The organism is Sphingopyxis sp. GW821-FHT12C06 (assembly GCF_058807415.1).
Window position 1 is genome coordinate 1,080,019 of record NZ_JBXAQR010000001.1, and the last position, 12,831, is coordinate 1,092,849.

Here is a 12,831-nt window from a genome sequence, read left to right on the forward strand (position 1 = left end):
AGGATTTCATGTCCGGATTCAAGAGTATCGCAATATCATTCGCCGCCATCTCGATGGTCGCGGCGCCTGTGGCCGCTTCGGCGGCGTCTGGCGGTGTCCGCGCCACTTCGGCGACGAGCGACGAAAATGATTTGGGCGGCAACGCCAGCTGGCTCATCGGGCTGGCCGGCCTGGTTGCCGGGGTGACGGCCGCCATCATCATCGATAACGATGATAATGACGATGCGCCTGTCAGCCCGTAGCGGGTAGCAGAAGCAGGATCGGTGCATCCGTCTGGCGCTGCTTGCGGCGACATGAACGGAGCACCGATTTTGCGACAATTTGCGACAATTTTCCGCAAATCCGGCAAGTCGCTGGGACAAGTGACGCCTAGAACGCTGTCATCGGGACCACCTCTTTGGGTCCTTTGACAGGAGTTCATGACGTGAAAACGAAGATTTCGCTTTTGATACTGGGCGCCGCCTTGATCGCCGTGCCCGTTCTCGCCGCCCCCGGCGGCGACCGCCACATGGGCGACGCCGACGGCAATGGCGTCCTGACCCGCGCCGAGGCGCAGGCATCGGCGGCTCAGATGTTCGCCCGGATGGATACCAACAAGGATGGCAAGATCGACGCCACCGATCGCGCCGCGCAGCGCGCCGAAATGCAGGCAAAGCGCTTCGCCGCGTTCGATGCCAACAAGGACGGCAGCATCAGCAAGGCCGAATGGGACCAGCACAGCGCAGATCGTGCCGCCAAGCGCGCCGAACGTGGCGAAAAACGTGCCGATGCAGGGCAAGCCCGCGACGGCAAGCGCGGTGACGGGATGCGCGGCCATCATGGCAGGCGCGGCGGTCACGGCGGCGGCTGGATGAAGGCTGACACCAACGGCGACAAAGCGATCAGTCAGGCTGAATTCGCCGCCTCGTCGCTCGCCCGCTTCGACCGCATGGACGCGAACAAGGATGGCCAGGTGACCGCCGAGGAACGTCAGGCCGCCCGTCAGGCGATGCGCGGCAAGCGCGGCGCCCCGCCGGCTCCGCCGACAAGCAGCTAAGCCTTTGGTTCGGACCGTTGGCAATGGGCAGGCTTTCCCCCTCCCGGCATTGCCTTTGCTACCGGTCCCTGCCAGCACGGTATCGCCCATCGGCCCCTGGCCGGTGGGCGAACCTGCTTGAATGACGGACAACCGATGACCGATAGCGACATGCCCCGGATCCTGCTGATCGACGACGAACCGTCGATCCGCGAACCGTTGGCCGAATATCTGACCGCGCAGGGTTTCGCCGTCACCGATGCAGCGAACGCCGCCGAGGCGCGGTCGGTGCTGCGCGCGCAAAGCGTCGATCTGGTCGTCAGCGACATCATGATGCCCGGCGAAGACGGATTGTCGCTGACCCGTCATTTGCGCGAGACCAGCAGCATTCCCGTCATCCTGCTGACCGCGCGCGCCGAGGATACCGAACGGATCGTCGGGCTGGAAATCGGCGCCGACGATTATGTCGTCAAACCCTTCAATCCCCGCGAGCTGGTCGCGCGCATCCGCACCGTGCTGCGCCGCACGCAGCAAGGCGGCCGTGCGATCGACGCGACGGGAACAAGCTATGCCTTTGGCCGCTGGGTGCTGCGCGAAGTGGAGCGCGTGCTGGTCGACGAGACGGGGCATGAAGTCGCGCTGTCGTCGGGGGAGTTTCACCTGCTTCAGGCGCTGGTGCGTCATCCGCGTCAGGTGATGAGCCGCGATCGCCTGCTCGATCTGGTGCGCGGGCGCGAGGCCGATATTTTCGATCGCGCGATCGACAATCTGGTCAGCCGGCTGCGCAAGAAGATCGAGGATGACCCCGCGCATCCCCATATCGTGAAGACCGTGTGGGGCGGCGGCTATACGCTCGCCTGTGAGGTCAAGCGCATGGGGCCTGCCGCGTGAAACTCCGCCTGTGGCCCAAAAGCCTGATCGGTCAGCTGGTCTTTGCTGTCGCGGTGATGCTGTTCATCGCGCAGGCGATCAATTTTACCATGCTGGCGCGCGGCCAGAAGCAGCAGATGTTGGCGCATGGTGGCGGCATGGCGGTCGGGCGGATCGTCGATGCGATCGACCGCGACCGGCGCGGCGCCGTCGAACCCGATCATCGCGACGGGCGCGAACGCGGTCAGCGCTTCCGGGTTCTCGATCATCCGCCGCGCGTTCCGCCGCATGCCGTGGTGCTCCCGGATCTTGCCGACTATGTTTCGGGACTGCTCGCCGAAGCCGATCTGCGTCCGCGCACGGTCGAAGCCTGGGGACTGCCCCAGCGGCCGCACGCCAAAGGGGGCAAATATCCGGGGCGGACCGTGATGGTGTCGGCCGACGTCGATGGTCGCTATTATGTCGTTCGTACCCGTATGCCCGCCGGCGGTGGTGGATTGCAGGGCTTTCTGGTGTGGCAGACGTTGTCGCTTTACCTGCTCCTGCTCGTCCCGATCATGCTGATCGCCTGGCGCGTCGCGCGGCCGCTGCGCGAGCTGACGCGCGCGGTGCGGAGCAATCCGGCAATCCGCGATACGCAGCCGCTGAAGGAAGAGGGGCCGTCGGACGTCCGCGACCTGATCAGCGCGTTCAACGCCTATCGCGGCCGGATCGTGACGATGCTGTCGGACAAGGACCGGATGCTCGGCGCGGTCGGCCACGACCTGCGCACTCCGCTCGCCAGCCTGCGCGTGCGGGTCGAACAGGTCGATGACGATGTGCTGCGCGACAAGATGATCGCGAGCATCGAGGAAATGACCGCGATGCTCACCGACATTTTGGCGCTCGCGCGGTCGGGCGCTGGGACCGAGGCGCAGGAACGTGTCGGGCTTCGCGCGCTGGTCGGCGAACTCGCCGCGGATTACCGCGAGCGCGGCAAGGATGTCGCGGTCGCGGAGATCGCCGATGTTGATATTATGGCGCGGCCAATGCTGCTCAAGCGCGCGCTGCGCAATCTGGCTGACAATGCGGTCGCCTATGGTTTGCGCGCGCGCCTGTCAGTGGCGATCGCAGGCGGGCAGGCGCGGATTGTCGTGTCCGACGACGGCCCGGGCCTGACCGAAGAGCAGATCCGGACGCTGATCGAACCCTTCGCGCGCGGCGAGGAGTCGCGCAACCGCGCGACCGGTGGTGCGGGGCTCGGGCTGTCGATCGCGCGCGACATTGCGGAGGGCGAGGGCGGCGCGCTGACGCTCGCCAACCGCGAAGGTGGCGGGCTCGACGCGGTGATTTCGCTGCCGCTCGCGGCTCAGACGTAAATCGCGATCCCCTGACTGCCGCTGACCACGGGTTCGCCCGCGCGGTTCCAGATCATCATGTCCTGGACCGAAAAGCCGCCGCGCGCATAGCCCGCCTTCGCTGACAGCAGCCACCAGCCGTCGTCGGTCCGCGGTGCGTCGGTCAGCATATTGACCGTCCAGTTCATCGAACTGATCGGCCCGAACTCGCTGAACAGCGCCATCGCGGCGGGGGGCAGCGCGTCGCCCATCGCGAGCAGCGCGACCGCAGGGTGGCACGCCGGTTCCTCGACGAAGCGTACCCACGTCAGATATTCGCCGACGTCGCTTTTCCACGCGAAGCGCGGGCCCGTCGTCGGGCGCATGTCGAAATGGCGCGTGAAGGGCGGGCGGGCGTGATGATCGGGTACCGGGGCCAGCGTCTCGGGATCGGGCGCCTCGGGCATCGTCAGGCGATTATGATCGACATGGCTGGTCCGGTCGCCCGAAAAGGCAAAGACTGCCGCGGTGCCGAAGCCCGCGTCGCTCGACACTCCGGCATCGACGAACAGCGAAGATTTCGACTGCCGCAATACCCGGGTTTCGACGGTGCAATCGCCGCCGACCGGACCGATGAAGCTGATCTGCGCATAGCGCAGCGGTGTCTCGGTCGGGTGAAGCGCCATCGCGCCGGCAAGCGCAACCGCCGAGCTGATCCCGCCATAAGCCGTGCGGCCCTGCATCCAGCCTTCGTCGATATGCGCCCTGGCCACGCCCTCTTCGGTGCGCAGCGTCGAAAGCAGCGCGTCGAGCGCGCTGGGGGAGGTCGTCATTCTGGTCTCAATCCTCGATCTGGAACGTCAGTCCGGCATGTTCGGTCAGCCGCGCAATCAGCGCGTCCCCGAGCAGCGCGCCGGGGGTCCACACCCCGCCGTTGCCCTGGTTCGCAAGCAGCGCGATTCCCGTCTCGGCGAGCATCTTCGACGTCGAGCCATAGCCGGGGTCACGGTCGCCCTTCACGCTTGCGCGGACCGTGGTGCCGTCGGGATATTCGCCGACGAACAGCACGTCGTAAAATCCCTTTTCGCGCTCTTCCTTGCTCGGGCCTTCGCCGGGCTGGAGCTTGGATTCGCCGAACGGATTCGCTTTTGCGATCGCCTCGGCCATCGCCTTGCCGGCGTCGCCGATCGTCGTCACCAGCATCTCGTCATAGACCAGATCCTCGCCCCACGCGTGGCCGAGCAGATAGTTGGTGCGATGAACATTTTTGGTGTTGATCGGTGCCATGACGAAGGGCGCGGTCCAGGTCCCGGTCGCGGGGTCATATTCGGGGACCAGCCCGGTCGGCTGCGACGGCCCTTCGAAACCGGGGGTCAGCGCGAAGCTGGATTTGAGCAGCAGCGCGAGCGAAGGCTTTTTCGCAATGGCCTTCAGCGTTTCGGTCAGGCTCGCGATCGTTCCGCCCGACGCACCGCCCGACATTTTGCGGACACGGCCTTTGACGCGCGGCGCGGGCTTGCCGTGGCGTTTGATCGCCTCGGCCTGCAGGAAATGGACGCCAAGGTCAAAGGGGATGGAATCGAAGCCGCAGCTGAAGGTGATGCGCGCGCCCGACGCCTTGGCGGTGTCCTGATGCTCGTCGATCATCTCGCGCATCCAGCCGGGTTCACCGCACAAATCGGCATAGGCCGTGCCGGCGCGTACGCAGGCGGCGACCAGCGGGGCGCCGTAAAGCTGATACGGCCCGACGGTGGTCAGGATGACTTTGGCGCGCGCCGCCATCGCATCGAGGCTCGCGGGATCGCTCGCATCGGCGACGATCAACGCGGTGTCCTTCGGCGCGCCGATCAGGTCGCGGATTTCGGCGAGCTTGTCGGCGCTACGCCCCGCCATCGCCCATTTCGGCGCATCGGTGCGGTCGCCATAATGCTGGACCAGATATTCGGCGACCAGGCGGCCGGTGAAGCCGGTGGCGCCATAGATGATGATGTCATACTCGCGGGTAGCCATGCCATCCCTCCCTTTTACGTAAACGTTAACCTGAGGCTAGCGCAGGCTGAAAGCGATGCCAAGCGCGAAGCGTCAGCGGCGCCAGAAGGGGCGCTTCTTCACCATCACCGTGCCGCTCTCGGCTTCGGCGCTGCCCTCGGCGCGTACGGCGCGAAGCTCGGCTTTGGCGGCGCGTTGCTCCGCATCATGCGCGGCCAGTTCGTCGCGCCGCCGCTGGCGCAGCGCATCATAGCTCCAGCGGGTGTTGCCATAGCCGAACAGGCAGAGCAGGCCGCCCGCGATCGCGAGGTTCTTCATGGCCGCCATCGCCTGCATCGGATCGGCGAAATCGCGATGAAAGAAGAGGATCGTCAGCAGCACAAAACCTGCGAGCAACACCGATACCAGCCGCGTCGCAATACCGAGCGCTATGCAGGCGCCCGCGATCAGTTCGAACAGCCCGGTCGGAATGGCGAGCCCGCCGGGCAGGCTGGCGGCGGAAATCATCGTGCTGGTGTCGGAAACATGGATCAGCTTGTTGATCCCCGACACGATGAAAATGACGGCGATGAACAGGCGCCCGATGAAGACGGCAAGCATGGACATGGGTGATCCTCCACTCAATGCCCCCGCGCTTGTCCTTTTATGACGCGCAGGGGGCCGGGAGGTTCCGGGTTACAGCTTGGGCAGCGTGACGCCCTGTTGCCCCATATATTTGCCCGCGCGGTCGGCATAGCTGACCTCGCACGGCTCATTGCCCTTCAGGAACAGGAACTGGCACGCGCCCTCATTGGCGTAAATTTTGGCGGGCAGGGGGGTGGTGTTGGAAAATTCCAGCGTCACATGCCCCTCCCAACCGGGTTCGAGCGGGGTGACGTTCACGATGATTCCGCAGCGTGCATAGGTCGATTTGCCAAGGCAGATCACCAGCACGTCGCGCGGGATGCGGAAATATTCGACCGTGCGGGCCAGCGCAAAACTGTTCGGCGGGATGATGCAGACATCGGTTTCGCGATCGACGAAATTCTTCGGATCGAAATCCTTGGGGTCGACGATCGTGCTGTCGACGTTGGTAAAAATCTTGAACTCGGGCGCGACGCGGGCGTCATAGCCATAAGAGGAGAGGCCGTAACTGATGCACCCGTCGCGGCGCTGCGCCTCGACAAACGGTTCAATCATGCCCTGCGTTTGGGCGGCTTCGCGAATCCAGCGATCGGAAAGAATGGCCATGCCGCTGTTTGTCGGGGCAAGCGCGATTGCGCAAGCGGTCAGTCGTGGATCAGCCCCAGATCCTTGGGGCCGAACGCCGCGGGAAGCAGCTCGCTGAGCTTGTAGCTCTTCACCGCCTGTCCATCGCCCGAGGCGCAATGGACCAGAATGTCGGTTTTCGACCGCTCGGCGGCTTCGTTCAGTATCTGGCGGCAGCGGCCGCACGGGTTGACCGGATCGCTGCCGAGCAGATCATCACCGTCGGGACGCCCGCCGATGATCGCGACTTCGGCAAGCTCGCCGATCCAGCCTTCGTTCGCAATTTTCGCGACTGCGGCGGTTTCGGCGCAGAGTGTCAGGCCATAGCTCGCATTCTCGACATTGGCGCCGGTGACGACATCGCCATTTTTGAGCAACAGCGCCGCGCCGACGTGGAAACCCGAATAGGGGGCATAGGCGCGCGCCGCGGCATCGCGCGCGGCGGCGATCAGTTCGTCGCGGTTGGCATCGGTCATTGCGTGTCTCCTTGCGGGCGCAGCACGTTCCAGCCGACGGTGCCGTCGGCGCCCGACAGGCGGATATAGTTATTCGCCTGCCACATCGCCCACGGGTGGGCGCCATAATCGGCCTCGAAGAAATCGCGGCGGAGCCAGGTCGTACGCGCGATGCCGCTCGTCACCCGATATTCGGCCTCGAACGCCGGGCCGGGAGCGATCAGGCTGCGCTTGCCCATATGCGCCTCGATCTGCGCGAGGAAGGTCGCGAGTTCGGAGAGCATCAGCGCGCGCGTCGGACGGTCGGGGCAACGATCATCGAAATCAAGCCACACAACCGCAGGCAACGCATCGGGACGGCGCGCGATATGGCGGATGAAATTGGCGGCCTGATCGGTCGCGAGCTGACAGAGGTTATAGCGATGGATCGCGCCCGTCCGCACACCGACTTCGCGCGCGCCGGCGATGTTGCGCGCATACATCGGGTCGATCCCGCGCGTTCCCTGCGTCGCCATCACATAGGCGAAATCGGCGCCGGCGGCCTTGATCGAGCCCCAGCGAACGGCGCCATTGCCGGCATCAATCGTCACGCCCTGAATCGGATAAATCTCGCGCGGCGGCGTCCAGCGTGCCGCCCACCAGAGCGCGAGGCCGGTGGCGAGGAGCAGCAGAACCAGCGCGGCGCCGAGACGCCGCAGCGCTTGCGCCACGGCTTCTTTCCAGCCGCCGCTCCGTTTCGCCGCGCCTTTGTTTCTGATCGCCCCCGTTGCCATCCTCAGCCCTTGATATGAAGGACGCAGATGAGCGTGAACAATCGCCTGGCGGTGTCGAAATCGACCGCGATCTTGCCGTCGAGCCGGTCCATCAGCATCTCGGCCGCCTCGTTATGCAGCCCGCGCCGCGCCATATCGACGGTCTCGATCTGCTGCGCGGTCGACGTCTTGATCGCCTGATAATAGCTGTCGCAAATCGCGAAATAGTCGCGGATCGGGCGGCGAAAGCGCCCGAGACCGAGGATGATCGCCTCCAGCGGCGAGCCATCTTCGCGCGAGATTTCAAAGATCAACCGGCCTTCCTCGACACGCAGCATCAAGCGATAGGGTCCGGCATAGCCGTCCTCATGCCCGCGTTGCGGCACGAATTTATTATCTTCGATCAGGTCGAAGATCGCGACGCGGCGTTCCTGTTCGACATCGGGATTGCGCCAGACGATCGAACCCTCGTCGAGTTCGACCGAAATGATCCGTTGTTTCGAGGGGTCTGCGTCGGCCATGCTGCCAGTGCTTCTACTTGGCCCGTCACGAAGGGCAAGGGGGCTTCCGCCTTGCCGAGCCTGCGCCCCAATGTCCGTTCGCCCTGAGCTTGTCGAAGGGCCGTTCTTTCTTTTGCCACGTCGCGAAAAAGGACAGTGCTTCGACAAGCTCGGCACGAACGGATTGGAGGTAGCCTTGGGGCGGTCAAAAACTTATCCACAGGATGCTCCACAGCGTTGACGCACCCGGCAACCGCATATGGCATCATGGCACACCGGCTGGTTGCACCTGCCGCCGCTTCGGCGCATGATGGCGGCATGCTTGATGTTGTTCGACTTTCCACGTCCCCCGCCGGGGACGACCGCCAATTGCCGCGCAATATCGAGGCGGAGGCCGCCTTTCTGGGCGCGATCCTGATCGACAACCGAGTCGTCGAGGATCTGCCCGTCGCGCTCCATCCCGACCATTTTTTCGAGCCGCTGCACGGCCGCATCTTCCAGCACACGATGGGGCTGATCGAGCGCAACAGCATCGCCACCCCGGTCACGCTCAAGCCCTATTTCGACGCCGATGAGGCGATGAAGGCGGTCGGCGGGGTCGGCTATCTGGCACAGCTCACCGGCAGCGGCGCGGGCCTGATCGGCGCGCGTGATTTCGCACGGCAGATTTTCGACCTTGCGCTGCTCCGCGAACTGGCGGGTGTGGGGCGGACGCTCGTCGACAATGCGCTCGACACCAGTGAGCGGGTCGATCCGCAGGCGCAGATCGAGGAAGCCGAAACCGCGCTGTACCGCGTCGCGGGGGGCGAGGCCGAAATGGGATCGGTCAAAAGCTTCAGCCAGGCCAGTTTGACCGCGCTGCAAGCCGCCGAGCGCGCGCTCAACTCGGGCGGTCATTTGTCGGGTATTACGACCGGTATCGCGAGCATGAACGCCAAGATCGGCGGCATGCACAATTCGGATCTCATGATCCTCGCGGGACGTCCCGGTATGGGCAAGACCTCGCTCGCGACCAATATCGCGTATAACGCCGCCGAACGCTGGCGCCGCGACGAGGACGACGGCATCCCGCCCGAGAAGAATATGGGTGCGAAGGTCGCCTTCTTCAGCCTTGAAATGTCCGCCGATCAGCTCGCGACGCGCGTCCTCGCCGAACAATCGGGAGTGTCGGGCGAGGCGCTGCGCATGGGCAAGATCAGCAAGGAGCAGTTCCAGCAACTGTCGCGCGCCGCGCAGCAGCTCCAGACGCTGCCCTTGTTCATCGACGATACGCCCGGCTTGACGATCGCGGGTCTGCGCACCCGCGCGCGGCGGCTGCAACGCCGCCATGGCATCGGCTTCATCGTGATCGATTACCTCCAGCTGTTGCAGGGCTCGTCGAAGAGCGGCGACAATCGCGTGCAGGAAATTTCGGAAATTTCGCGTGGTTTGAAGACACTGGCGAAGGAACTTCATGTTCCGGTGATGGCGCTGTCGCAGCTCAGCCGTGCGGTCGAAAGCCGCGAGGACAAAAGGCCGATGCTGTCCGATCTTCGTGAATCGGGATCGATTGAGCAGGACGCCGATATGGTGATCTTCGTGTTTCGCGAGGATTATTATGTCGGCTCGCGCGAGCCCAAGCGCCCCGTCGAGGGTGACGATGTCAAGATCCACGCCCAGCACGAAGAATGGGCGGCCGAGATGGAGCGCGTCTTCGGCCTCGCCGAAGTGATCATCGCCAAGTCCCGCCACGGCTCGATCGGCAAGGTCCGCCTGCACTTCGAGGCGAAGACGACGAAGTTCAGCGATCTCGCCGACGGCAGTCAGGCGTTCGAGGATTATGAGTGAGGGTTAACGCCCGACCCTAAGCCGTTCGTGTACTTCTCTAGAACGCCGGGTCGTTCGCGGGATCGTCGTCGATCGGGGTCACGACCTCTTCGTGGATACCGCATTCGGTCTTGTCCCATCCGCGCCAGCGGCCCGAGCGCGGGTCTTCGCCCGGCTTGACCTTCGACGTGCACGGCGAGCAACCGATCGACGGATAGCCTTCGGCCTCCAGCGGATGGCGCGGCAGGTCATGCTCGGCGAAATAGGCGTCGAGCTGCTCGCGCGTCCAGTTGGCGAGCGGGTTGAATTTCAGCCGGCCGCTGCTGCCGTCGAGTTCGAAGCGTGCCAGGCCTTGCCGCGTAGACGACTGAAATCCCTTGCGCCCGGTGATCGAAGTGTCGAAATCGGCGAGCGCCTTTTCGAGCGGCTTGACCTTGCGGATCTCGCAGCAGCCATCGGGGTCGTACGACCAGCGCAGCTCGGTCGCGTCCTTCGCCGCCAGATCGTCGGGATCGGGGGTGAGGTTGACGATGTTGAGCCCCAGCTTCGCTGCCAGTTCGTCGCGATATGCGAGCGTTTCGGGAAAATGCTTGCCCGTGTCGAGGAACAGCACCGGCATGTCGGGCGCGGTTTGCGCGACGAGATGCAACAGCACCGCGCTTTCGGCGCCAAAGCTTGACACGATCCCGGTTTCGCCGAGCAATCCCGCACCGATGACGCTCGCGACCACCTCTGCCGCGTCCTGACCGCGGAAGAGATTGTTCAGACGGATGACGTCGGCCTGCGTGAAGCGCGGCGCCACGTCGATCGTGTCGCGGGTGCGGTCCTCGGGTGCGGATTTGCTAGCCATGACGCAATTTCCATATCGGCACGGCGCCATCGGCGGCGCCCTGATAATGTTCGGGCCAGCGCGTCAGCGCGGCTTCGACATCGGCGGGATTGAGCGACTTTTCGGGCGCGAAGCTGTCGAAGCCACAGCGCTTCAAATAGGCGATCTGATCGACGAGCACGTCACCCTGCGCGCGCATTTCGCCCGTGTAGCCCGCCTCGCGCAAAATGCGCGCCGACGAGTAACCGCGGCCGTCGCGGAATTTGGGGAAGGCGATTTCGATCAGTGTGAGCCGGTCGAGAAAGGGGATCAACGCGCGCGCATCCTCATCGGATTCGAGCCGCACCGCGGTCGCGTTCGACTGTTCGAGGAAGGCGTCGAGGGTGACCGCGGGTTCTTCGCCGTCGCTGTGGATATGCTCAACCATAGATCGCCTCCTTGAACGGGGCCATGCCGACGCGGCGGAAGGTGTCGACGAAGCGTTCGCCTTCGGCGCGTGTTTCCAGATATTTGTCGGTGACGCGTTCGATCGCATCGACCACGCCATCCTCGTCGAACCCGGGGCCGGTGATCGTGCCGAGGCTCACATCCTCGGCGCCCGATCCACCGAGCGACAGCTGGTAGTTTTCGGTACCTTTGCGATCGACGCCAAGGATTCCGATATGGCCGGCGTGGTGATGCCCGCAGGCGTTGATGCAGCCCGAAATCTTGAGCTTGAGCTCGCCCAGATCGCGCTGGCGCACCGGATCGGCGAAGCGCTTGGCAATCTTCTGCGCGACCGGGATCGAGCGCGCATTGGCGAGGCTGCAATAATCGAGACCGGGGCAGGCGATGATGTCGCTGATCAGGTCGAGGTTCGGCGTCGCTAGGCCCGCGGCGTCGAGCGCCTGCCAGAGGGCATAGAGATCGGCCTTGCGAACGTGCGGCAGCACGATGTTCTGCGCATGGGTGACGCGCAACTCGTCATGGCTGTACTTCTCGGCGAGGTCGGCCATCAGGTCGATCTGCGCCGACGACGCATCGCCGGGAATGCCGCCGACGGGTTTCAGGCTGATGTTGACGATCGCATGGCCGGGAACCTTGTGCTTCGCGACATTCTGGTCGACCCAGACCGCAAAGTCGGGATCGCTGCGATCGATCGCGTCGGGTGCCGACATGTCGAACGGCGGCGGCGCGAATTGCGCAGCGATGCGGTCGAATTCGGCGCGCGGCGGGTCGATGCCCAGCGACTTCACATGCGCAAATTCTTCCTCGACCTGGCGGCGATATTCGTCGGCGCCCAGCTCGTGGATCAGAATTTTGATCCGCGCCTTGTAGATATTGTCGCGGCGGCCGTAGCGATTGTAAACGCGCAGGCATGCCTCGGCATAGCTCAGCATATCCTCGAGCGGCACGAACTCCTTGATCAGCGGCGCGATCATGGGCGTGCGGCCCATGCCGCCGCCGACATAGAAGGCGGCGCCGTGGACGCCATCGCGCTCGACGAGCTGGATGCCGATATCATGGAGGCGCATCGCGGCGCGATCTTCCTCGGCCGCGATCACTGCGATCTTAAACTTGCGCGGCAAATAGCTGAATTCGGGGTGGAAGCTCGACCATTGGCGCAGCAACTCCGCCCACGGACGCGGATCGGTGATTTCGTCGGCAGCGGCGCCGGCCCACTGGTCCGAGCTGATGTTGCGGATGCAATTGCCGCTCGTCTGGATCGCGTGCATCTCGACCGACGCGAGGTCGGCGAGGATCGCGGGCGCATCCTCCAGCTTGATCCAGTTATACTGGATATTCTGGCGCGTCGTGAAATGACCATAGTCGCGGTCGTACTTGCGCGCGATATGTGCGAGCATGTGCATCTGGCGGCTATCGAGCGTGCCATAGGGCACCGCGACGCGCAGCATATAGGCGTGAAGCTGGAGATAGAGGCCATTCATCAGCCGCAGCGGCTTGAACTGGTCCTCGGTGATTTCGCCGGCGAGGCGGCGGCGGACCTGGTCGCTGAATTCGGCGACACGGGCATCGACCATCGCATGGTCATATTCGTCATATTTATACAT

Annotated in this window: 15 protein-coding genes; 5 read left to right on the forward strand and 10 right to left on the reverse strand. The window is 64.3% G+C overall.

Going from position 1 to position 12,831, the window contains the following annotated elements; genetic code table 11:
- Nucleotides 1-8 precede the first annotated feature (8 nt).
- From AC1RRJ_RS04815 to AC1RRJ_RS04830, 4 genes are all read left to right on the forward strand, one after another.
- Nucleotides 9-242 (forward strand): hypothetical protein, encoded by a 234-nt coding sequence (locus AC1RRJ_RS04815; protein WP_493120575.1) that lies wholly within the window; start codon nucleotides 9-11, stop codon nucleotides 240-242.
- A 182-nt stretch (nucleotides 243-424) separates the two neighbouring features.
- Entirely contained in the window at nucleotides 425-1,036 is a 612-nt protein-coding gene (locus AC1RRJ_RS04820) for an EF-hand domain-containing protein (RefSeq protein ID WP_493120576.1), read from the forward strand.
- 135 nt (nucleotides 1,037-1,171) lie between these two features.
- The gene (locus tag AC1RRJ_RS04825) at nucleotides 1,172-1,906 is read left to right on the forward strand and encodes a response regulator (protein ID WP_493120577.1); all 735 of its coding nucleotides are present in this window, start codon (nucleotides 1,172-1,174) and stop codon (nucleotides 1,904-1,906) included.
- Nucleotides 1,903-3,243 (forward strand): sensor histidine kinase, encoded by a 1,341-nt coding sequence (locus AC1RRJ_RS04830; protein WP_493120578.1) that lies wholly within the window; start codon nucleotides 1,903-1,905, stop codon nucleotides 3,241-3,243. The genes AC1RRJ_RS04825 and AC1RRJ_RS04830 overlap by 4 nt, the downstream gene beginning before the upstream one ends.
- On the opposite strand, the gene AC1RRJ_RS04835 is transcribed toward AC1RRJ_RS04830, so the two are convergent.
- The 7 genes from AC1RRJ_RS04835 to AC1RRJ_RS04865 all read right to left on the reverse strand — a co-directional run bounded on the left by AC1RRJ_RS04835 (nucleotide 3,234) and on the right by AC1RRJ_RS04865 (nucleotide 8,166).
- Nucleotides 3,234-4,034: an acyl-CoA thioesterase gene (locus AC1RRJ_RS04835; protein ID WP_493120579.1), complete on the reverse strand. Its 801-nt coding sequence runs from the start codon at nucleotides 4,032-4,034 to the stop codon at nucleotides 3,234-3,236. The genes AC1RRJ_RS04830 and AC1RRJ_RS04835 overlap by 10 nt on opposite strands.
- A 7-nt stretch (nucleotides 4,035-4,041) precedes the next feature.
- Complete coding sequence (locus tag AC1RRJ_RS04840) at nucleotides 4,042-5,211, reverse strand: saccharopine dehydrogenase family protein (protein ID WP_493120580.1); 1,170 nt, start codon at nucleotides 5,209-5,211, stop codon at nucleotides 4,042-4,044.
- 72 nt (nucleotides 5,212-5,283) lie between these two features.
- Nucleotides 5,284-5,796, reverse strand: a complete 513-nt coding sequence (locus AC1RRJ_RS04845; protein WP_493120581.1) for a DoxX family protein — start codon at nucleotides 5,794-5,796, stop codon at nucleotides 5,284-5,286.
- 69 nt (nucleotides 5,797-5,865) lie between these two features.
- The gene (gene dcd, locus AC1RRJ_RS04850) at nucleotides 5,866-6,420 is read right to left on the reverse strand and encodes a dCTP deaminase (protein ID WP_088473882.1); all 555 of its coding nucleotides are present in this window, start codon (nucleotides 6,418-6,420) and stop codon (nucleotides 5,866-5,868) included.
- Nucleotides 6,421-6,458: 38 nt separating this feature from the next.
- Complete coding sequence (locus tag AC1RRJ_RS04855) at nucleotides 6,459-6,914, reverse strand: cytidine deaminase (RefSeq protein ID WP_493120582.1); 456 nt, start codon at nucleotides 6,912-6,914, stop codon at nucleotides 6,459-6,461.
- On the reverse strand, nucleotides 6,911-7,603 hold the full coding sequence (locus AC1RRJ_RS04860; RefSeq protein ID WP_493120583.1) for a glycoside hydrolase family 25 protein: 693 nt from the start codon (nucleotides 7,601-7,603) through the stop codon (nucleotides 6,911-6,913). The genes AC1RRJ_RS04855 and AC1RRJ_RS04860 overlap by 4 nt, the downstream gene beginning before the upstream one ends.
- Before the next feature lie 65 nt (nucleotides 7,604-7,668).
- A complete protein-coding gene (locus tag AC1RRJ_RS04865; protein WP_088473879.1) occupies nucleotides 7,669-8,166 on the reverse strand; it encodes a UPF0262 family protein in 498 nt (165 codons plus the stop codon).
- 297 nt (nucleotides 8,167-8,463) lie between these two features.
- Here AC1RRJ_RS04865 and AC1RRJ_RS04870 point away from each other — a divergent pair, with 297 nt between their 5' ends.
- Nucleotides 8,464-9,972 carry a replicative DNA helicase gene (locus AC1RRJ_RS04870; RefSeq protein ID WP_493120718.1) on the forward strand — a complete coding sequence of 503 codons (1,509 nt, stop codon included), beginning with the start codon at nucleotides 8,464-8,466 and terminating at the stop codon, nucleotides 9,970-9,972.
- Between the two features lie 37 nt (nucleotides 9,973-10,009).
- Here the strand turns inward: AC1RRJ_RS04870 and AC1RRJ_RS04875 are convergent, their stop codons facing one another.
- The 3 genes from AC1RRJ_RS04875 to AC1RRJ_RS04885 are packed head-to-tail and all read right to left on the reverse strand — an operon-like array spanning nucleotide 10,010 to nucleotide 12,831.
- Nucleotides 10,010-10,801, reverse strand: a complete 792-nt coding sequence (locus tag AC1RRJ_RS04875; RefSeq protein WP_493120584.1) for a phosphoadenylyl-sulfate reductase — start codon at nucleotides 10,799-10,801, stop codon at nucleotides 10,010-10,012.
- A complete protein-coding gene (locus AC1RRJ_RS04880) occupies nucleotides 10,794-11,207 on the reverse strand; it encodes a DUF934 domain-containing protein (protein WP_493120585.1) in 414 nt (137 codons plus the stop codon). Before AC1RRJ_RS04880 ends, AC1RRJ_RS04875 begins: the two co-directional genes overlap by 8 nt.
- Nucleotides 11,200-12,831 carry a nitrite/sulfite reductase gene (locus tag AC1RRJ_RS04885; protein ID WP_493120586.1) on the reverse strand — a complete coding sequence of 544 codons (1,632 nt, stop codon included), beginning with the start codon at nucleotides 12,829-12,831 and terminating at the stop codon, nucleotides 11,200-11,202. The genes AC1RRJ_RS04880 and AC1RRJ_RS04885 overlap by 8 nt, the downstream gene beginning before the upstream one ends.

Bases quoted from the DNA above. Each gene is read 5' to 3' on its own strand.
- AC1RRJ_RS04815 (WP_493120575.1), top strand. From the start codon at position 9: ATGTCCGGATTCAAGAGTATCGCAATATCATTCGCCGCCATCTCGATG.
- AC1RRJ_RS04825 (WP_493120577.1), top strand. From the start codon at position 1,172: ATGACCGATAGCGACATGCCCCGGATCCTGCTGATCGACGACGAACCG.
- AC1RRJ_RS04835 (WP_493120579.1), bottom strand. From the start codon at position 4,034: ATGACGACCTCCCCCAGCGCGCTCGACGCGCTGCTTTCGACGCTGCGC.
- AC1RRJ_RS04840 (WP_493120580.1), bottom strand. From the start codon at position 5,211: ATGGCTACCCGCGAGTATGACATCATCATCTATGGCGCCACCGGCTTC.
- AC1RRJ_RS04845 (WP_493120581.1), bottom strand. From the start codon at position 5,796: ATGTCCATGCTTGCCGTCTTCATCGGGCGCCTGTTCATCGCCGTCATT.
- dcd (WP_088473882.1), bottom strand. From the start codon at position 6,420: ATGGCCATTCTTTCCGATCGCTGGATTCGCGAAGCCGCCCAAACGCAG.
- AC1RRJ_RS04855 (WP_493120582.1), bottom strand. From the start codon at position 6,914: ATGACCGATGCCAACCGCGACGAACTGATCGCCGCCGCGCGCGATGCC.
- AC1RRJ_RS04865 (WP_088473879.1), bottom strand. From the start codon at position 8,166: ATGGCCGACGCAGACCCCTCGAAACAACGGATCATTTCGGTCGAACTC.
- AC1RRJ_RS04870 (WP_493120718.1), top strand. From the start codon at position 8,464: ATGCTTGATGTTGTTCGACTTTCCACGTCCCCCGCCGGGGACGACCGC.
- AC1RRJ_RS04875 (WP_493120584.1), bottom strand. From the start codon at position 10,801: ATGGCTAGCAAATCCGCACCCGAGGACCGCACCCGCGACACGATCGAC.
- AC1RRJ_RS04880 (WP_493120585.1), bottom strand. From the start codon at position 11,207: ATGGTTGAGCATATCCACAGCGACGGCGAAGAACCCGCGGTCACCCTC.
- AC1RRJ_RS04885 (WP_493120586.1), bottom strand. From the start codon at position 12,831: ATGTATAAATATGACGAATATGACCATGCGATGGTCGATGCCCGTGTC.